The sequence below is a fragment of the Enterococcus sp. DIV2467a genome (genome assembly GCF_050532945.1).
GTDB lineage: Bacteria > Bacillota > Bacilli > Lactobacillales > Enterococcaceae > Enterococcus > Enterococcus faecalis.
Window position 1 is genome coordinate 1,846,951 of record NZ_CP172896.1, and the last position, 20,097, is coordinate 1,867,047.

Annotated in this window: 17 protein-coding genes; 7 read left to right on the forward strand and 10 right to left on the reverse strand. The window is 37.4% G+C overall.

Annotated features, from left to right (window positions below; all coding sequences use genetic code 11):
* Positions 1-32: 32 nt before the first annotated feature.
* Both IGL80_RS08670 and IGL80_RS08675 read right to left on the reverse strand, forming a co-directional pair.
* Positions 33-1,919 carry an Ig-like domain-containing protein gene (locus IGL80_RS08670; RefSeq protein WP_430598248.1) on the reverse strand — a complete coding sequence of 629 codons (1,887 nt, stop codon included), beginning with the start codon at positions 1,917-1,919 and terminating at the stop codon, positions 33-35.
* 141 nt (positions 1,920-2,060) lie between these two features.
* On the reverse strand, positions 2,061-4,481 hold the full coding sequence (locus IGL80_RS08675; protein ID WP_002393199.1) for a cation-translocating P-type ATPase: 2,421 nt from the start codon (positions 4,479-4,481) through the stop codon (positions 2,061-2,063).
* Between the two features lie 218 nt (positions 4,482-4,699).
* Between IGL80_RS08675 and rnhC the strand changes: the two genes are divergently transcribed.
* A complete protein-coding gene (gene rnhC, locus IGL80_RS08680) occupies positions 4,700-5,617 on the forward strand; it encodes a ribonuclease HIII (protein WP_002404497.1) in 918 nt (305 codons plus the stop codon).
* A gap of 66 nt (positions 5,618-5,683) precedes the next feature.
* On the opposite strand, the gene IGL80_RS08685 is transcribed toward rnhC, so the two are convergent.
* Positions 5,684-6,856 (reverse strand): class I SAM-dependent rRNA methyltransferase, encoded by a 1,173-nt coding sequence (locus tag IGL80_RS08685; RefSeq protein ID WP_002360504.1) that lies wholly within the window; start codon positions 6,854-6,856, stop codon positions 5,684-5,686.
* 257 nt (positions 6,857-7,113) lie between these two features.
* On the opposite strand from IGL80_RS08685, the gene IGL80_RS08690 reads away from it, so the two are divergent.
* The 3 genes from IGL80_RS08690 to IGL80_RS08700 all read left to right on the forward strand — a co-directional run bounded on the left by IGL80_RS08690 (position 7,114) and on the right by IGL80_RS08700 (position 10,595).
* On the forward strand, positions 7,114-9,222 hold the full coding sequence (locus IGL80_RS08690; protein ID WP_002357869.1) for an LTA synthase family protein: 2,109 nt from the start codon (positions 7,114-7,116) through the stop codon (positions 9,220-9,222).
* 105 nt (positions 9,223-9,327) lie between these two features.
* On the forward strand, positions 9,328-10,029 hold the full coding sequence (locus IGL80_RS08695) for a hypothetical protein (protein WP_002360505.1): 702 nt from the start codon (positions 9,328-9,330) through the stop codon (positions 10,027-10,029).
* A gap of 14 nt (positions 10,030-10,043) precedes the next feature.
* Positions 10,044-10,595 carry a hypothetical protein gene (locus tag IGL80_RS08700; RefSeq protein ID WP_002360506.1) on the forward strand — a complete coding sequence of 184 codons (552 nt, stop codon included), beginning with the start codon at positions 10,044-10,046 and terminating at the stop codon, positions 10,593-10,595.
* 38 nt (positions 10,596-10,633) lie between these two features.
* On the opposite strand, the gene IGL80_RS08705 is transcribed toward IGL80_RS08700, so the two are convergent.
* Together IGL80_RS08705 and IGL80_RS08710 are read right to left on the reverse strand one after the other, a co-directional pair.
* Positions 10,634-12,103 (reverse strand): sensor histidine kinase, encoded by a 1,470-nt coding sequence (locus IGL80_RS08705; RefSeq protein ID WP_002360507.1) that lies wholly within the window; start codon positions 12,101-12,103, stop codon positions 10,634-10,636.
* Positions 12,103-12,822, reverse strand: a complete 720-nt coding sequence (locus IGL80_RS08710) for a response regulator transcription factor (RefSeq protein WP_002381953.1) — start codon at positions 12,820-12,822, stop codon at positions 12,103-12,105. Before IGL80_RS08710 ends, IGL80_RS08705 begins: the two co-directional genes overlap by 1 nt.
* A gap of 214 nt (positions 12,823-13,036) precedes the next feature.
* Between IGL80_RS08710 and IGL80_RS08715 the strand changes: the two genes are divergently transcribed.
* Complete coding sequence (locus IGL80_RS08715) at positions 13,037-13,816, forward strand: Cof-type HAD-IIB family hydrolase (protein ID WP_002404496.1); 780 nt, start codon at positions 13,037-13,039, stop codon at positions 13,814-13,816.
* 17 nt (positions 13,817-13,833) lie between these two features.
* On the opposite strand, the gene IGL80_RS08720 is transcribed toward IGL80_RS08715, so the two are convergent.
* Positions 13,834-14,040: a hypothetical protein gene (locus tag IGL80_RS08720; protein WP_002357875.1), complete on the reverse strand. Its 207-nt coding sequence runs from the start codon at positions 14,038-14,040 to the stop codon at positions 13,834-13,836.
* A 231-nt stretch (positions 14,041-14,271) separates the two neighbouring features.
* Here IGL80_RS08720 and IGL80_RS08725 point away from each other — a divergent pair, with 231 nt between their 5' ends.
* Both IGL80_RS08725 and IGL80_RS08730 read left to right on the forward strand, forming a co-directional pair.
* The gene (locus IGL80_RS08725) at positions 14,272-15,048 is read left to right on the forward strand and encodes a threonine/serine exporter family protein (protein ID WP_002404495.1); all 777 of its coding nucleotides are present in this window, start codon (positions 14,272-14,274) and stop codon (positions 15,046-15,048) included.
* A gap of 11 nt (positions 15,049-15,059) precedes the next feature.
* Positions 15,060-15,521, forward strand: a complete 462-nt coding sequence (locus IGL80_RS08730; protein ID WP_002357877.1) for a threonine/serine exporter family protein — start codon at positions 15,060-15,062, stop codon at positions 15,519-15,521.
* A 31-nt stretch (positions 15,522-15,552) separates the two neighbouring features.
* On the opposite strand, the gene IGL80_RS08735 is transcribed toward IGL80_RS08730, so the two are convergent.
* From IGL80_RS08735 to IGL80_RS08750, 4 genes are all read right to left on the reverse strand, one after another.
* Positions 15,553-16,320: an ABC transporter ATP-binding protein gene (locus IGL80_RS08735; RefSeq protein ID WP_002357878.1), complete on the reverse strand. Its 768-nt coding sequence runs from the start codon at positions 16,318-16,320 to the stop codon at positions 15,553-15,555.
* Positions 16,317-17,204: an ABC transporter permease gene (locus IGL80_RS08740; protein ID WP_002357879.1), complete on the reverse strand. Its 888-nt coding sequence runs from the start codon at positions 17,202-17,204 to the stop codon at positions 16,317-16,319. Before IGL80_RS08740 ends, IGL80_RS08735 begins: the two co-directional genes overlap by 4 nt.
* Positions 17,205-17,228: 24 nt before the next feature.
* Positions 17,229-18,218 (reverse strand): tryptophan ABC transporter substrate-binding protein, encoded by a 990-nt coding sequence (trpX, locus tag IGL80_RS08745; protein ID WP_002360513.1) that lies wholly within the window; start codon positions 18,216-18,218, stop codon positions 17,229-17,231.
* Positions 18,219-19,256: 1,038 nt separating this feature from the next.
* A complete protein-coding gene (locus tag IGL80_RS08750) occupies positions 19,257-19,916 on the reverse strand; it encodes a hypothetical protein (protein ID WP_002360514.1) in 660 nt (219 codons plus the stop codon).
* Positions 19,917-20,097 lie beyond the last annotated feature (181 nt).

Consider the following 20,097-nt stretch of genomic DNA (forward strand, 5'->3'; position numbering starts at 1 on the left):
TTTTGTCTCGATTACTGAAACTATCTAAGCGATTATTTTTTCGTTTTAAAATAGATAAATAATCCTTGAATCAAAAGAAGGCTACCTAAGAAAAGAAACGCGTTTTCTTTTGTTTCTCCTGTTTTTGGCAATTCCTTATTACGAATCGCCTGTTTTTCAATGGTTATTGAAGTAGTTTCTGTGGTTGAATTCGTGGTAGTATCTGTTGTCCCACTCGTTGGTGGTGTGGTACTTTCTATAGGTTTTTCTGGCGTATAGTGATTAGTAAATACTTGACCTCCATCATACTGAGTAGTCGCCACAAGATTTCCTAAAAGCGCCTCGACGGTTACTTGAACTTGAAGGTTGTGCGTATCGTAGGAAACACCTGCCTGTTGCGTGTTTACTTCCCGAATGGTGTATTGATAGTTTCCGGGAGTTTCAAAGGTTAATGGTGAAAATTGAATTTTCCCTAAAGTATCGTTACTAACCGTTTCTAGTACTGTACCTTTCTCATCTAACAATTCAAATTGAAATTCAGCATCCTTCAGTGGTTTTCCTAAAAGAACTTTTCCAGCTAAAAATGAAGCAGCGACTGGTTGATATGAAATCTTATGATTCACAACAGTTTTCAGTGCAACTAAGTTTTTACCAAAGTCTTCAGGTGTTATTGAAATCTTGTTTTGCGAAAGCTGGTAACCGGTAGGTGCTTTGGTTTCTTCTAAAGTATAGTTATCTTTTAACAAGCCTTTAACAATCGCTGTTCCGTTTTGATCTGTTGTGATTTTGGCCACTGTTTGATTGGTTGAGTTACGAATGAGTTTAAACTCTGCACCTGCTAAACGCTGGCCTGCTTCATCTTCTTTATGAATTTCAACAACATATTGTTCACCATTAGCTTCTCCACCACCCGTTTGTGAGACACGACTCACTTCGACTTCTTCCACCACCGTTTGATTTTCTGTTAATTTTGCATAATTTGTGAAGATTTCACCTTTTTCGGGAAGATGATCGATTTTGGTTTTATAGGTGATACGATATTCATTAGTCCCAATATTGCCAAAATGCACCGAAAAATTACGGTCATCAGGACCATACTGGACAGCCAACTGACCAGTTATATCTTCCTCTGGCGTGAACTGCCAAATAGCATTTCCATCCAGTGTCCATTGTCCTCGTTCAATTTTCATAGTGTCTTTCATATAACTTAAACTTTCTGTTTTTAGCACATCTTCCACTTCTAAATCAGTATACGTTTGCCCTGTTGGATTAATCCGTAGTACATTGTAAATTTCGGTTGGATCGTCTTCGATAAACCACGAATACTTGCTAAATTTTTCGTTAACATCATCGCCTTCACCTTGGTAATCAAGATCGCCAGCAAATATTTTTTCCCCTTCAACCGTGACGTAAATAGGAATCTTGGATTCATTTTCGACATTTTCGAAATCAATCAAACTTGTAAAATATAAAGACCCACTAATATTGGCATGGTTTTCTACGTAATCTGTATACGTTAACGTGACCGTTTTATTTGCTAAATCGGTCTGTGCGATTGCAACCACAGCACCTGTATCATCTACTACATTAAAGGTCATATTTTTCTCGAGACGTAGCTCTTCGGGCAAAGTAATCACACTCGTATCCCCACTATTAACGGTATTATCCGGTAAGTTGAACTCAATTCGGAGGTAGATGTCTGTATATTGATTAATGGTCCCAAGTGGGTTTCCCTCTTTGTCCGTTAGATGAATCGCTGTCACAATGTTGCCTACTTGCTTACGCGGCACTACGTTTGGCGTAGCAGAAATTTGATTGGTTTCACTGGTACTAGTTGGTTCCGTTTGCGCATATCCTGTTTCAAGTTTCAGAAAAGGCGTTATCAGCGTCGACAAAAGAATGAAAAACATTCCCCAATAGACAAAACTTCTTTTTTTCATTTTTATTCAATCCTTCCTATCTAAAATAATTGGTTAGGTTTATACTATCAAGGATTAACTAGGTGCAAGTGTTTTTATTTTTCCCAACAATAAAAAACAAAAAACACCGAACCAAAATAATTTTGGCTCGGTGTTTTGCTCCTAATGTCTTTTCTTATAAAACCATAATTGAACTTTTTCAGAAATGGTTGATAAATGTTGGAAAGTTGAGTCTGCTGCAAAGAAAAGAATGGCTAAAAGTAACAAGGCTGTTGGCGATACCGAAGTTAACGAGAACAAGTTTTTCATGGAAATACTTGTAATAACCATTCCGATTAAACAGCCAATCATTACGCGCTTGCGGTAACGATTCATTGGTGAACTAATTTTATAAAGAACCATAAAGCCGACTGAAACTAGCAACAATGTTGCAGTCGTTGAAATGTCCGTTTTTTGAAGTGCAAGAATATCACCACAAATTAGTAAGGCACCGACTACTAACATATCCGTTAACCCACCAGGAATTGCTTTTGATAACACATTGAAAAGAAATTTCCCTTCAATGCGACGATGATTTGGTTCCAAAGCTAGAAATGTCGAAGGAATCCCAATTGTAAATAAACTAATCAATGTGACTTGTGTCGGTTGTAAAGGATATGTCACGGCAAAAATCATAGCAAAGACAGACATCAGCAAGGAGAAAATATTTTTTACAAGGAATAAACTTGAAGAACGTTCAATGTTATTAACTACTTGGCGGCCTTCAAAGACAACCTCCGGCATCGTTGAAAAATCAGAATCCAACAACACAACTTGCGAGGCTTGTGCTGTAGCTTGATTTCCTGAAGCCATGGCAATACTACAATCTGCTTCTTTCATGGCTAAAATATCATTGACTCCATCCCCTGTCATCGCCACTGTATGATCTAATTTTTTCAACAATAGTACAAATTGTTTCTTTTGTTCTGGCGTGACACGACCAAAAACGGTGTATTTTTCTAAAGCTTCTGTCTGGGCTTCCATTGTAGTTAATGTTCGCGCGTCCACATAATTTTCAGCACCAATAATGCCTGCCGCTTGTGCTACATTGGATACTGTTAAAGGATTATCGCCAGAAATGACCTTAATGGCCACATTTTGTTCAGCGAAATATTCAAAAGTTGCTTTGGCTTCTTTACGAATCGGATTCCAAAGAAGAATGTAGCCTAGAGGTTGAACCTCTGCTGTCAACGTTTCCTGAAATTCTCCTAAATACTTTCCGAACACCAATAAGCGATAGCCTTGACTTGTATAATGTTCCACTTCAGATTGATACATTTCATAATTGTCTCTCAAAATCATCTCTGGCGCCCCAAGAATATACGTCGCTTCTGGGAAAGTCACGCTACTAAATTTTTCGACAGACGAAAACGAGGTATAGCTAACGGCTTCCCTCTGATTATTAGTAACAAAAAATTCTTTCATCGCTTTCATCGTATCATTGTCAGCTGACATTGTTCGACAAAAATCGCCAATTAATTTTTCGACATTGGTTAAGTCTGTACCATCATTTTCGATACTCACCACAGGAACCAACTCTTGGACTTCCATCGTGTTTTCAGTAATTGTTCCTGTTTTATCTACACATAACACATCAACACGTGCTAAGGATTCGATACTTTTCATGTTGTGCAATAAAACGCCGCGCTTCGCTAAGCGCATTGTGCTGGCAGCTAATGCAACGGTTGTTAAAAGGTACAACCCTTCCGGAATCATCCCAATCAAGGCAGCTTCCATGGAGACAATGCTGTCATGAAGCCCTTGGTGGTTGATGAAATAACTTTGGAAAAATAGAACACAGCCGATCGGGATAATAATAATCCCTACCCATTTCACCAAACGGTTAATGGAACCGACCATCTCTGATTGTTCCCCTTTTTTAATTGATTTCGCTTCAAGCGTTAATTGATGAACATAGGCCTCAGCGCCAATTTTATCAATTCTTGCATAACAAGAACCTGACACAATAAAGCTACCTGACAAAAGTTGGCTATCTGCTACTTTGGTAATCTCATCAGATTCCCCAGTTAACAAGGATTCATTCACACGGACTTCACCAGATAAGACAATTGCATCCCCAGAAATCTGTTCACCCGATTTAAAGAGCACCACATCATCCAAAACCAGTTCATCTGGCGAAATTTCTTGTTCTTGGCCATCCCTCACAACGGTTACTTTTGTAGCGTTTAGAATATTTAAGCTATCTAATACTTTCTTCGACTTAATTTCTTGGTAAATTCCAATGACCGTATTAATGATTACTACTGGCAAAAAGGTCATATTTTTATAAGATTGTACCAGCATTAATAACACACCTAGTACTACAAAAATTAAGTTGAAATACGTAAATACGTTATTAATAACAATCTGTTTCGTTGTGATAAACTCTGTATCGACGGCGGCATTGACTAAGCCTTTTCGCTGTCTTTCTTCAACTTGTGCGGCCGTCAAGCCTTGTTTATCTTCTGGATAATAGCGTTCCGCGTTAGCAGTCACTGCTATTGGTTCATTTTCTTGCATTTCTTTTTTTCTTCTCAAACACATCACCCCTTGTTCTAGTCGACTCTTTCATCGTCTCCTTCTCTCCCACAGTATAGCACTGAATAAAAATTTAGATAACAACTAGCGTCCAACTATAGAAAAAAATTATACATTTCCTAAACATTGTCATTTTCAGGAACAAGCTAACGCAAAACCTTTTCATTTACTTGTTTTTCCTTTACTATAGTAAAGAAGAAATATCAAGAAATGAGGAACAATTGATGGCACAGAATCACGTAATTAAAGTTAGTAAAAAAACATTAGCAGAGATGACCACTGTTTATCAACCCAATCGTTTAAATAAAACGGTCCCTTATACTGTCTTTGTAGCCAAGGTTGGCACCACTACTATCACCGCTTATCAATCAGGTAAAGTCATGTTTCAGGGACCTCAAGCTGAAAAAGAGGCCGCTCGTTGGGAAGGAACGAGTACCACACCAAAGAAAAAAATTTCTCCCCAGACTACTACACTGCCTGCTGATTTTGGCAACTGGTCTGTGATAGGTTCCGATGAAGTCGGTAATGGTAGCTATTTTGGTCCAGTAACTGTCTGTGCTGCCTATGTTGACAAAAGCATGATTAGCAAACTAAAAGCATTGGGTGTTCGTGATTCCAAAGAATTAACCGACCCACAAATTATTCAATTGTCACATGTCATTAAAGAACTGATTCCTTACAAGTTATTAATCGTTGAACCAAAAAAATACAATGAGATCCAACCAAACTACAATGCTGTACACATGAAAGCCGCTTTGCATAACCAAGCGATTTATCTGTTGCTACAAGAATTGGCTCCCACAAAGCCAGAAGGGATTTTGATTGACCAGTTCACCCCTGAAAATAATTATCGGAAATATGTTCGTAATGAAAAAAATCAAGTCACTGAAAAATTGTTCTTCGTCACTAAAGGAGAGCAGTATCATGTTGCCGTTGCTGCCGCCTCTATTATTAGCCGCGCTGCTTTTTTAGAAGAGTTAGACAAAGAATCTGCAGAATTGGGTTTCTCTGTGCCCTCTGGTGCTGGCAGCAAATCAGACCAAGTAGCCGCCCGTATTTTGAAAAAAGGCGGCCTAGACTTATTAGCGAACTACGCGAAGCTGCATTTTGCAAATACCCAAAAAGCCCAAAAGTTACTATAAAATAAACACCAAGCAAAAGTCCCAATGCCGATCAGCGGCGCTGGGACTTTTGCTTGGTGTAAAAAATTATTTTTCAATTTCGATAAACAGGACTTTTAAGTAATTACCTTCTGGAAAATTAGGATTCACTTGAAAGTCTGCCGGTAATTGATACGTGTCCGTAATCTTGTAACGAACATTTTTCTCTTGCAAGGCAGTAATCACCATTTTTTTATATTTGGCTAAGGATAAATTTGCCGCATTGGTTGAGGCAATAAGCGTTCCCTTATCCGTTAAAATATCAATAGAATCTTTCACTAGCTCCCCATAATTTTTAGCAACGGAAAAAACTTTCTTTTTGTTGCGAGCAAAACTCGGCGGATCCAAAATGATCATGTCATAACTCAAGCCTTTACGTGAAGCATATTTAAAGTAGTCAAAAACATCCATAACAATAATCTTTTGCGCGGCAAGATTTAAATGATTGACTTCAAATTGCTCAGTCGTTTTCGGTAAGCTTCGTTTAGCTAAATCCACACTAGTGGTGGCCACGGCACCTCCCATAGCGGCAGCTACTGAAAAAGCACCTGTGTAACTAAACATATTTAAGACTGTTTTACCTACTGCAAAACCATCTACTAATCGACCACGAACTTCTTTTTGATCTAAAAAGATGCCTGTCATTAATCCTTCGTTTAAATAGGTAGCAAATTGAACGCCATTTTCAGTGACAAGTAATGGCTCGGGTGCTTGTTCGCCATACAAAAACTGTGATTCTGGTAAATCTTTTGTGGAAAAGCGAATCTTTTCGTAGGCACCAATAATGTCAGGGTAAACTGTGCGAAACGCCGTCAAAAGTTCGGCTTTTTTCTGATAAAGGGTTTCATTATACCATGAAAAAACGGCGTAATCTGCATAGCGATCGATGATTAGACCCCCAATGCCATCCCCTTCTCCATTAAATAATCGATACGCGGTTGTCAGCGAATCCTTTTCAAAAGACGTCCGCTTCTCACGACTTATTTCAAAGAGTTGTTGAAAAAAAGATTGATTAATTGGTCCATGCCATGACAGCAACCAACCAATTCCTTTATTTTGTTCGCCTAAATATCCTTCGGCTAAACGCTGGCCTTTACTATCAATCAAAGTAAGCCAATCTGTTGGCAACGGCGCCGGCACTTGTTGCAAATCTTCTTTCTGAATTAAAGGATATCCTTTTTTAAATTTATGTTCTGCTTTTTTAGTTACTTGAAGTTTCATTCTGTACACCTACTTTTCAAAGTCCTATCTAGTATAGCAAAAAAAGGCCCATCTGTCTTTAAAGGATTCAAGCTTCACGTCATTTAACGAACTAAAAAGTTTAAGGAAATGGTAAGTTTTCTTTAACATCACCATTCCTCACTTCGGTAAGAATTGACATAAAATTTGTGAAAGAGTAAAATTAAAGCGATATTGTAAAATACGAAATTTACCTAATTTTACTTTTATAGAATCATCGTTTAGAAAGGACGTTTATTTTGAAAAAATTATTTAAAACAAATATTTTGAACACGCGACTGGGGTTATTCTCACTAATCGCCATCTTACTGTGGCTAAAAAACCTCTTTGCGTACGCCGTTGATTTCCATTTACGTTTGGAAAATATTAACGAGTACTTCATACTCTTAATTAATCCAATTGCCACAACGGTCTTTTTATTAGCCATTGCTTTGTATGTTCGCCGTAAAAAAGCTTCTTATATTACAATGATGATTATTTACTTCTTGATGAGTTTACTGCTCTTCTCAAATGTTGTGTATTATCGAGAATTTACTGACTTCATCACAGTTAATACGATGCTTGGTGCTGGCAAAGTAGCTAGCGGTCTTGGCGAAAGTGCCTTACGTCTCTTTAGACCTTATGACGTCATTTATTTCTTAGACTTCATTATTATTGGCGTATTATTATTAACGAAAAAAATTAAAACAGATGCGCGTCCAGTCCGCGCACGTGTAGCAGTCTCTGTCACACTCCTTTCTGTTGTCTTTTTCTTATTCAATCTATTTATGGCTGAAACAGAACGTCCCCAATTATTAGGACGTCAATTCTCTCGTGACTATATCGTGAAATTCTTAGGCTTAAATGCCTTTACCGTATACGATGGCATTACAACTTACCAAACAAACCAAGTCCGTGCCGAAGCCAGTGCTAACGATATGAAACAAGTTGAAGATTACGTGAAACAACAATATGCGGCACCCGATGATAGTAAGTTTGGTATTGCAAAAGGCAAAAATGTAATTTATATCCATTTAGAAAGTTTCCAACAATTTTTAGTTAATTACAAATTAAAAGATGAAAATGGCGTAGAACACGAAGTCACACCATTTATCAATAGTCTTTACAATAGTAAAAGTACCTTTAGCTTTGATAACTTCTTCCACCAAGTTGGTCAAGGAAAAACAAGTGATGCCGAAACGTTACTTGAAAATTCACTATTTGGTTTAGACCAAGGTTCACTCTTTACACAAGTTGGTGGGAAAAATACGTTTGAAGCAGCACCCGATATTTTAAAACAAACGCAAGGATACACTAGCGCTGCTTTCCACGGAAATGCCGGTAACTTCTGGAATCGAAATGAAACCTATAAACGTTTAGGCTATGACTATTTCTTTGATGCTAGTTATTATGATGTTAATTCAGATAACTCATTCCAATATGGGTTACACGATAAACCATTCTTTAATCAATCCGTTCAATATTTAGAACATTTACAACAACCGTTCTATTCTAAATTTATTGCTGTGTCCAATCATTATCCTTATTCTCAATTTACAAACGATGAAGCAGGATTCCCAATTGCAAAAACCTCTGACGAAACAATTAATGGTTACTTTGCAACAGCGAATTATTTAGATAAAGCGGTCGAAGAATTCTTTAACTACTTGAAATCTTCAGGTCTCTATGAAAACTCAGTCATTGTTCTTTATGGCGATCACTATGGGGTTTCTAATTCAAGAAACCAAAACTTAGCAGAATTAGTAGGTAAAACCAAAGCAGATTGGAACGATTTTGACAACGCCAATATGCAACGTGTTCCTTATATGATTCACGTTCCTGGTCAAGAAAATGGCGGTGTGAACCATACGTATGGCGGCCAAGTTGATGCCTTACCAACCCTTCTACACTTGCTTGGTGTCGATACGAAAAACTACATTCAGCTAGGCCAAGATTTATTCTCTAAACAACACAATCAAATCGTTGCTTTCCGCAACGGCAATGTTGTAACACCTAAATATACTATTTTAGGTTCTAGCATTTACGATACTAAAACAGGCACTTTAATTACAGAACCAACCGAAGAAGTTAAGAAAGAAGTCGCTGATTTAAAAGCCAAAGCGACGAAACAATTAGAAACGTCTGACCAAATTACTAACGGTGACTTGCTTCGTTTCTATACCAATAGCGGCTTAAAACCAGTTAACCCAGAAGACTATGATTACAAGAACCAATTGCAACAACTGGAAGCAATTGAAAAAGAAAAAGGTGAAAAATCAACGAGTGTTTACAGTAAAAACAATAATAAATCAACCGTTGATGAATATCACACTGACAGTTATCAAGGCTATCAAAAAACTGGTAAATAAATCTTCAAAAAGCTTGAGCAATTTGCTCAAGCTTTTTTGCTACTTTTTCATAATTAATTCATATTATTTCACTATACTAAAGATAGTTTAGAGAGGTGAAAGTTGATGAGAAGTGTCCGTTACGCTACAGCTAGTAGTTTTTATCATAAAAAAATCACGTTAATCACTGCACTCTTCTTCTTCCTGTTCTCTTTCTTATTGACTGGGCTGTTTAACTTAATTGATTTTGAAAAAGAGTTTTTACGAACGATGCCAGACTTTGTCGATATTGAAAAACAAACTAGTTACCATTACCAACTGATCCAATACTATTGGCACCTCTATCTAGGTAGTGTCATTTTCTTTGGTGTTACTTTTCTTCTGTTGATGTATGTGACATTACGCATAAAAAAGGAAGAAATACATACATGGTATCACATGCACTTTTCAAATATGTATGTCACCAAACAGCTCTTACTAGAGTTATGTTTACCGGCTCTATTAGGAATTTTCAGTTTTTTACTTTTCACTTTAATGTTTCAAGAAACGTATAATACTGTTCTTTGGGCTGCTCGTGATGCTATTTTACAGTGGTCTCATTTGGAAACTCCAGCATTTTTAGCTAAAAGTACCGACCAGGATGTCACAATTACAAATATCCAGCATTTAGGGATTCAAACGATCCAAGCGTTTTCTTTTGATTTTAAAAGTATGCAGTCGCTTTATACAATCCGTAATTGCTTTGTTAACTGCTTAATCTTGCTTGGCATTCCTCTTGTTTGCGGGACTCCTTTCACGTTGATTTATTTACGCACACATAAGAAATAAGGGAGGGATTTTCTATGAATGTCACACCATCATTCAAAAAAACAACCGAAAAAAAATCCTCATTCGACGCGTTAGCTTTGCGAGAAGTTTATGGAATCATTTATTCTGCTCCAGAACAAGAACTCGCATTGGCCGATTTTTTCCAAACAAACCAATTAACCATTACTAGGCTTTCTTCTAGTGAAACCTTTTTGCCCTACTTGCCATTAGAAGAAAATTTATTTATCGCTAGTACGATCAAAGAACGGGATCGAAAAGTAGTTCTAGCCGAAGCTTTCCAGGTGTTCCAATTAGAACCTGCCTTACTTGGTCGTTCCTTTACTTCTTTTACGACTTTTGAAAAAATTAAAATGCGCATAATACAACTTTTGCTTTCAAAAACAAGTACGTTAGTGATTGATGACATCTTTTCTTCATTAACGATTGGACAACGTCAAGAAATTTTACCTCAATTAAAAATAGCAGTTCAAAAAAGAAACAAGCGCTTGCTATTTCTGACAAAAGATCCACAAATTATTGATAGTCCCTATGTGCACCCCCTGTCTCTACATGCGTTATTAAACTAAAGAAAACGTCTGGCACTGATTGTGACCAGACGTTTTCTTTAGTTTTCAGTGATTTCAACATCAGGAAATGAAATAATAAACGTGGTGCCTTTACCAAGTTCACTCTCAACATTGATTTTTCCTTTATGCAAACGGACCAATTGTTGAACGATTGGTAAGCCTAATCCTGATTCTCCATATTTCGTATTTTTACGGGATGGATCTACTTTGTAATAACGATCCCAGATATTCAGAATTTGCTCTTCCGTCATGCCGATTCCTGTATCAGAAATACGGACAATAGTTTCTAAATAGCCTTTTTCTAAAACAATATGAATTTCGCCATTTTCAGTAAATTGGATAGCATTTTGAACAATATTGACAACCACTTGAACGAAACGATCATAATCGGCATACACATCAATTGGTTCGGTGGTGTCTAAATACAATTGATTACCGGCGGCTTCAGCTTTGGCCGTTAGTTGAGTCACAATATTTTCTAAAGCTTCTGTTCCATTGAACTTCTTCACGACAATTTGAATCTGGTTGGTCCGAATTTTTTCATAATCAAGATTTTCATTCACTAAGCGAATCAAGCGAGCGGTCTCATTTTGCATCAGTTTAATCGCATTCTCTTTTTGATTTTCAGGAATAGCATTATACTGCAATCCCTCTAACAAGCCATTAATAGTTGTTAAAGGCGTCCGCATTTCATGAGAGGCATCCGCCATAAATTGACGACGGCGCTCTTCTTGCCGATTGATTTCTTCTTGTGATTCTTTTAAAGACGCGGCCATTTTATTAAAATCTTCTGCTAGGTCATCAAATTCATCTTTGTCATGAACCGGTAATTGAATATCAAAATTTCCACTAGTAATTTCTTTGGTGGCTTTACGCATCCGATTAATTCGTTTCACTTGGAAAGTCGCAAATAGATAACTTAGTAACAAGGCAATCACACCAGAAAAAATAAAGCCTTTAATCAAGTTTTGTGTCACGGACTGAACACTTCGGTCAACGTTTTTGGCAGGTTGTGTAATAACGAGTGAACCAATAATCACTTTTTTATCAGAAGACTGATTTGATGCATACACCGGTAACATTACATAGGACGAAGTATTTCGGGCCCCGTAAATATCAATGTTTTCTGTTGCATAAACACGATTGCCTTTCATGATTTGATCCCAATTTTTATCGATTAAGGAAAAGTCTAATTTTTTTGTGCTATCAACTGGTGGGTACTGCACTTCGCGGTCCTTGTTAATAAACACAAATTGCACATCTTGCTTCTGGAGTACACGTTCAGTCAACTGAAATGAATAGGATAAAACATCTCGATCCGAAACGCCTGCGACATTAATAAAAAAGTCACGTGTTTCTAAAGCCGATTCTGCATAACCATATAGCTGTTCATAGTTATTTTCTTGCATTGTGCGCTTGGTCAATTGTGTGAAAGACGTCCCGACAATGAGAATAATCAGAGCGATCACACCTATAAAAGCAAGTAATTGTTGATACAAATACTTCATTAAGCAACACCTGAATCGTCGAATTTATACCCTACGCCCCAAACCGTTTGGATGACTTGAGGACCCACTTTTTCAATTTTTTGTCGTAATTTTTTGATATGGGCATCAACTGTCCGTTCATCGCCAAAGTATTGATAGTCCCAAACCAATTCTAGTAGTTGTTCGCGTGAAAAGACTTGGCGTGGTTTTTTTGCTAAAGTGTATAGCAAATCAAATTCTTTAGGTGTTAAGCCTTCAATTAATTGATTATCTAAATATGTTTCTCGTGTTTTCGTATTCATTTTAAAATGATCCGTAATCACATCAAACGTTTCATCTGTATTCTCAGACGTATCATGCGCAGCCTCTGCCACCTCGGCACGACGATGTAGAGCTTTCATCCGTGCAATCAAAGTTAATGGACTAAATGGTTTTGTCACATAATCATCCGCACCCATTTCAAGGCCAATTACTTGGTCACTTTCAGAATCACGAGCGGTCAACATAATAATGGGAACATTGGCTGAAACTTTGCGAATTTCACGACAAACAGCCATCCCATCCATACTAGGTAAGTTTAAGTCTAACGTAATCATGTCCCATTTTTCTGGCGAAGCAAGAAAAGTCGCCAATCCTTCTTTGCCATCATCTTTAAAGGTAGCTTCCCACCCTTCATTTAAGAAAAACATTTGCATCATTTCTGAGACGGATTCATTGTCTTCAATCATTAATATATTCATTTCATTCACTCCTTATTCACTTTTCATAAAACTGCTCTATTGTAGTATACTCTAAAATTGAATTTGTACCAACCGATTCTATATTTCTTCAAAAATCCTTTACAGAACCATCAAAAATCACTTTTTTTCCTGCTCTTTTAAAGAAAACGAAAGGAACCCATTGTCTTTTCAGAAAAGTTTGTTAAAATAACAAGCGTAGAGAGGATGTTAGGGTATGGATAAAATGAAAGCTATTACTTTTTTTGATTTAGATGGAACTTTGTTAGATGGAACATCGCAAATAACTCCTGAGATTACGGCAGCAGTGGCGGCCTTGAAAGACAATCAAATTTTACCTTTAATTGCGACAGGACGAACCTTGTGTGAGATTCAGCCAATTATGAAAGCCAGTGGCATTGATTCTGCGATTGTAATGAACGGGCAATTTATTCATTATGAAGGAAAAACGATTTATTCAGATGAATTTACAACAGAGGAATGTGTTTTACTGCATGAACATGTCAAACAGCGTGGTCATGAATTGGCTTTTTACAATGAGCGCCGTATTTTTTGTACAGGGCATACTGGCACAGTGAAACAAGCCTATGATTATATTCATTCAGCTGTTCCAGAAATTGATCCCACAGGTTATGAGAATGATGCCGTCAACATGATGTTGGTCTTAAGTCAACATGGCGATGATGATGAATATTACTATGAGCGGTTTCCTGAATTGACCTTTTATCGCAATGGTCCTTTTTCAATTGATATTGTTCGTAAAGGGGTCTCTAAAGGCTCTGGTGTCAAAAATCTTTTTAACACCTTGGGATTAAACGGCATTCCCACTTATGCCTTTGGTGATGGCATCAATGATTTGGCGCTGTTTGAGGCCTGTGATTATGGAATTGCCATGGGTAATGCGCGAGAAGAACTAAAAGAAAAAGCCACCTTTATTTCAACTAAAAATACTGAGAATGGCATTGTTAATGGCTTGAAAAAATTTGATTTACTATAAGAGAAAACTACCTTCTTCTATTGATGTACTTTAGAAGAAGGTAGTTCTTTTGTATGTTCATTTTTCTTTTTCTGCTGTGCACAGAGAGCTACTCCCACTACTTGAATCAGCAAAATCGCTCCCAACAAACAACTTAATACGATGTTTCCTGATAGGATTGTTCTTCTGATTAAAATAATTAATACAACACTGCTAATTCCGTAGAGTAACCATTGGTTGTCCATTTTTATTGACCCCTTTGTTTTTCTATGTTTAGGATAGGATGTTTCCTACTAAAATGCAAGGAAAGATCCTAGATTCTTACAACTAACCCATAATTTTTACTAATTCCTTATTTGTTTTCATTTATTCTTAAGATTCGTTTCATTTTTGTAAAAAATCACACTTTTTTTCTATCTCTGTTTTAAATTGCGTACAGTTCTTAAAAAAAATGATACACTAAAAGTGAACTCGAAATGAAAGGAGCCATTCCTTTGGTTAATAGCGAAAAAAGAAAACAATTAATTATTGATACATGCATTTTAGCTGGAAAAATTATGCTGGAAAGCGGATCTGAAGTATATAGAACCGAAGATACAATTACTCGGATTGCTGCAAATGCTGGCGAGCCAGAGAGCGTTTGTTACACGACGGCTACAGGGATTTTCGTGGGTTTTCGTTCCAGTAATTATACGCAATTAGAAAACATCCCCCAGCGCTCGATTAATTTGGAAAAAGTTAGCCTTGTCAATCAATTATCAAGAGAATTTGCGCAAAAAGAGATTACTCTACCAGAGCTTTATCAGCGTTTAACTCTATTAGAAACGGATACCCCCACTTTTTCAATTTCGTTACGCTTGTTAGCAGCCGGGATTGTTAGTTGTACGTTAATGTACATTTTTGGTGGCACTTGGCAAGATTTTATTGCAACTTTTTTTGTTGGCGTGATTGGGTATGCCAGTTATCTTTTTACCCAAAAGTTATTCCAAGTTCCTTACCTTGATTCATTCGCAGCCGCTTTTGTCATTGGTTTGTTGGCCTATTTGGCTGTACATTTTCGCTTAGCAGTCAACATCGATAATATTATTATTGGTGCGGTGATGCCGTTAGTTCCAGGTGTGGCGATTACGAACTCTTTTCGCGACATTTTAGCGGGCCACCTCATCAGCGGGACGGCGCGAGGGACAGAAGCTATTTTTATTGCTGGGTCTGTTGGCCTGGGAATTGCCTTGATTTTTAAATTATTTATGTAAGGAGTGTTCAAATGGAACTAATTTTTCATCTTCTTTTTAGTTTTTTAGCGACTGTGACGTTTGGTATTATTACGAACATTCCTCGTAAAGCACTGGTGGCTTGTGGCATTACTGGCATGACAGGCTGGATGATTTATTATGTCTTAACGCAAACTTTTGATGCTAGTCAAACCTTTGCAAACTTTTTAGGAACGGTCGGGTTAGGAATCGCTAGTATCTTTTTTTCCCGTTACAAAAAAATGCCGATGATTATTTTTTATATTCCGAGTTTGGTTCCTTTAGTGCCAGGAGGCCCTGCCTATCAAGCAGTTCGGAGCATTTTGTTAGGAAATATTGATGATGGTTTGCAGTTGATTTTAAAAGTTGTCTTTACTGCTGCAGCTATCGCAGCGGGCTTTATGGTGACCTCGCTACTGGAACGAATTGTCAAACGTTTTTTCCCCAAGCGACTCTTCCGATTGGTCAAAAAATAAAAAAACAAGCTCATTTTCTGAGCTTGTTTTTTTATTCTACTTCTTCAAAGAACAGCAACAAATCTTGTAGTGTTAATTGTGCTTTTTCAGCAGCGTTTAAATCTTGAACAATTTTACCTTTTTGTAAAACAATTAAACGATTGCCATATCGTAAAGCATCTTCCATTCGATGGGTAATCATTAAACAAGTTAAGTTCCCTTCTTCAATCCGTTGTTCCGTTAAGTGCATCAACTGCTTGGACGTTTTGGGATCTAAGGCAGCAGTATGTTCATCTAAAAGTAATAATTCTGGTTTTGTGATAGTGGCCATTAATAAACTTAAGGCTTGGCGTTGACCGCCAGAAAGGTTACCTGTCGGTGTATCCAGATGATTTTCCAAGCCATTGCCAACTTCTTGACAGATTTTTGTAAACAAGGCGCGTTGCTCATTTATCTTCCGTAATGTTAAGGGACGTTTTTGTCCGCGTTTCATGGCAAGCAACAAATTTTCTGCCACAGTCATTCTTGGTGCTGTCCCCATTTTAGGATCTTGAAAAACACGCGCTAGAGATTTGGCCCGTTTGACTTCAGAAAGATTGGTGCGATTGACTCCTTCAATTAAAAATTGTCCTTCTGTTAGTGTCAAAGTTCCTGCTAAACTATTGAATAGCGTACTCTTGCCTGCGCCATTTCCACCTAAAACAGTAATGAAGTCCCCAGGATAAATGGCTAAGTTCACATGATCCAAAATCACTTTTTTTTCATTCATCCCATTATCAATGATTTTTGTCGCATTTTTTAATTCAACAACTGGTTTCATTTCGTTTCCCCCTTATCAGAAAAGCCATGTAGTCGTAATGCTTTTTTCAATTGTGGGATCATTAAACAGATTGCTAAAATCACTGCTGAGAAGATTTTCAAATATGTCGTATCAAAGCCTAATTTAATCACTAATAAAATCAATAGTTGATAAATAATACTCCCTACAACAATCGCCATCAACCGTTCACCAAACGTTAATTCTCCAAACAGTACTTCACCAATAATGAGTGAAGCCAAGCCAATCACAATGACGCCGGTTCCTTTACTTACATCCGCATATCCATCATTTTGGGCAATCAAAGCGCCAGATAAGCCAATCAAGCCATTCGATAAAACCAATCCTAAAATTTTCATGCGATCCGTTTGAATGCCAATCGAGCGAGCCATTTCTTCATTGTCACCTGTCGCAATATAGGCTTGTCCTAAACTAGTGTTAAAGAAAAATAACAGTAAAATCATTACCACAGCCAAAACACTAATCCCTAAAAAAATAGTATCATAATAATCTGGTAAGGCCATTTTTTGAAAGACATCTTGAATCTTCGGTTGGTTTAGTAAAGACTTATTTGGCGATTTCATCACAAATAAAATCACGGAATTTAAACCAGACATCACTAAAATTCCTGCTAAAATAATTGGAATTTTTCCTTTTGTAAATAGTAAACCAGTCACTAAACCGGCAAGCATTCCTGCTCCGACCCCTAAAAGAGTCGCTACAAATGGTGAAACCCCTGTTGTAATGGCAGTTACACAAACTGCCCCTCCTAACGGAAATGAACCTTCTGTGGTCATATCTGGAAAATTTAAAATACGATAAGTCATAAAGATACCTAGTCCTAACAAGGCCCATAACATTCCTTGTCCAATTGCTGAAACAATCATCGCTTCTCCTACTTTCTTTGATAATTAGTTAATCAATTTCGATTTTTTTGCTAACTCTGCGGGAATCGTAATTCCTAACTTTTGAGCTTGTTTTTCATTGATAATTGTGTCGCCTGTATTAAAGGTATAAATGGGTGTAGTTGCTGGTTGACTTTTTCCAGACAGAACCTCTGCTGCCATTTTGCCGGCTTGTACCCCCAACGCATGTTGATTAATCCCTACTGTTGCTAAACCGCCTTGTTCTACCATTGTATCCACCGAAGGAATAATCGGCGTCTTGGTTCGATTTGCTTCTCCGACTACCGTTTGCATGGCATTAGCAATCGTATTATCAGTTGGTATATAAATCACATCTGTTTCCTTAGTCATCACTTGAACCGTTTGTGCAATTTCATTACTTGATGGCACAGCATATGTTTTCACTGTCAATCCTTTGGCTTCAGCTGCTTTCTGCGCTTCAGCTACTTGGTATCGAGAGTTTTCTTCTGAGGAAGCATAGAGAATACCTATTTTTTTGGCAGCTGGTATCAATTCTTTTAGTAAATCCATCTGGGCTGACAAAGGTGATTGATCACTAACACCCGTGATGTTACCGCCTGGCTTTTGATTGTCTTTCACCAATCCAGCACTAACAGGGTCCGTAATGGCGCCTAAAATGATTGGGATTTCTTGGGTAGTGTTGGATAACGCTTGCGCAGCTGGCGTGGCGATGCCAATTAAAACGTCTGCCTTTTTTTGTACTAATTGTTGACTCATGATTGCTAACTTACTCTGGTCGGCTTGACCATTTTGAAAAATAATTTCTAAGTTTTTGCCTTTGTCATAGCCATTTTCCTTTAACCCTTCCTCAACACCTTTATAAATTTCATCCAATGCGGGGTGACTGACAAACTGCAGAACCCCTACAGTAACTGTTTCTTTCTTTGAATTCGTCACTTTTTGATTCACAAAAAAAGCACCAATTAAATAAATAGCTAATAAAGACACGACAAACGTTAAACGTTTATTTTTCATTTTGCATTCTCCTAACTGCCCTTTTGTTTGGCAACTTTTTCTTTTTAATAATAAAACCATTATCTATAGGGCGTTTCTTCCGTTGAAAGTGAAACTGAGATTCGTAATCCTCTGCTTAGTCAAAATCCTAGGAACACTTTTTTACAAATGTCAGGATTTAGCTGCGACGAGGATCGCAATTTTGGTGAGAATCGCAGGAGTACTTTTCTACGAATGGGACAACGTTCTCTTCGTTCACCTTGTGCTACTCATCACTCTTAAAGGCCAAACTTCGGCGAGTATACGCAGCCTGCATCTACTCTGTCACTTTGTGCCAATCGTAGTGCTTGTCAGGATTTAACTGCGACGAGGATCGCAACTTTGGTGAGAATCGCAGGAGCACTTTTCTACGAATGGGACAACGTTCTCTTCGTTCACCTTGTACTACTCATCATCTACTCTGTCACTTCGTGCCAATCGTAGTGATTCGTAGCAAAAAAACAACGACTTATCCTAAGTGTTTAGGAGTGGTCGTTGTTTTTATGCAAAACAAAAACCACATAGATGGGTCCTCTATGTGGTCGTTTTTTCTTCTTGAATATAACCAGCATAGATACACTTTTTAGAATAAGTCTTCTAAAGTTGTATCTATGAAAGAATCATACATACAACTATCTACGCCAGTTTTGCCATGATTGGTGCATTTCTTTTACGTTAGATAATTGTGTCATGTATTTTCCCTCCTAGTTATGTTGTTAAAGGTAGTCTACACTATATTGATTTTGTTCGTCAAGAAAAAGTTTTTATTTTCTTGCATTTCTTTTACTTCTAAAAAACGAGCCACTCTTATGAGAGGCTCGTTTTTCTTTATTTCAGCATATTTACCACTTAATTGTTTCGGTTTCTTTCAATTTTCACGGGAACTTTAACTGCTTGTTTTTGCGATTGAATCAGCCATAAACTTACTAAAATCGTCATTGAAATTACTAATGCCATCGAAAATCCCCTCTTTCTAATTCCTTAAAACTTTCTACAATCTAAGTTTAACATAGCTAGCTATTATTCACCAGTTTCTGGTACTGTATCAGTGCTTTCTGTCGTCGTTTCAGTAGATTGAGCAACGCCAGTCGTGCTGGTCGTCGTCTGTGTTTCCGCGGTCTTTGCTGCTTCTTTTTCAGCTTCTTGGGCCGCCTTTTTCTGGTCTTTCAAAACGCCAGCCATTGGTAATCGATTTAATTCTGGTATTAATTGTGTTTTTAAATCCATAGATTTTTCGACAACCGTCCGTGTCTTTTCTTTGCCGTTTTCAAAGAAAACAAGCGTAATCTCATCGCCGCTAACATTGTATTGCTCTTGTGCTTTGCCAGCATTATAAATTAACGGATAGATATACAGCGAACGATGAAATTCATTCATTTTATCTGAATTAAACAGCTTCACCATTTGATCGTATTGCTTGCCAGATGGTTTAGCAAACATGACTGACATGGCTCCTGTTTCTTGGATTTTCTTGTCTGCTGTTTTGTAATCTAAGACACTGACTTTCTCTGATTTGATGGGTCCTGCGACTAACGATTCAACTTGAGCAGCTCGAATATTTTTTTGCATCGTTGGAATAAAAATGATTGAGCCAATTATTAATACTAATGCTACAATAGCGGTAATCATTAACAGTTTTCTTTGTCTTAATTCATAAAATGCCTCTTTTAGTTCTTCCATAAAATTATTCAACTTCTAATCGCTCCTCGCTTTTAGTTCTTATCTATTATACTAATCATTTTCTTTCTTGCCTACCCTTGCGCTTTAATTACTAAAAAAACCAGCAAACTTCCCCAGCTTTCTAAGGAAAACCCAACCCCTTTTTAACAAGCTTCTTTCTTAAATTCAAAAACTCCGCTAT